Source organism: Paraburkholderia sp. SIMBA_030 (assembly GCF_046535245.1).
Classification (GTDB): domain Bacteria; phylum Pseudomonadota; class Gammaproteobacteria; order Burkholderiales; family Burkholderiaceae; genus Paraburkholderia.
In genome coordinates, this window is the sequence record NZ_JAWRXB010000846.1 from 1 (window position 1) to 262 (window position 262).

The following is a 262-nucleotide window of genomic DNA, read 5'->3' on the forward strand; positions in this document are numbered from 1 at the left end:
GAACACGAATCCGCCGTTGCGGCCCGACGCGCCGAAGCCGACCCGTTCGCCGTCGAGCACGACGACATCCTGCACGCCGCGCTCGACGAGACCGACACGCGCAAGCGGCTGCCCGAATGCGAGCATGGCCGCGATTTCCTCTATTCGTCGGGCACGACGGGACTGCCCAAAGGCAACCTCAAACCGCTCGTGCCGTGGGATCGCCGCGCAATCGAAGACACCGAAACGGCCTCATGGCGCAAGAGTTTCGGATTTAATCAGG

The 262-nt window shown here is 64.5% G+C and carries 1 pseudogene; it reads left to right on the top strand.

What is annotated here, in order from left to right:
- A pseudogene (locus SB772_RS42390) lies at nt 1-262 on the top strand (hypothetical protein); the annotation flags it as partial.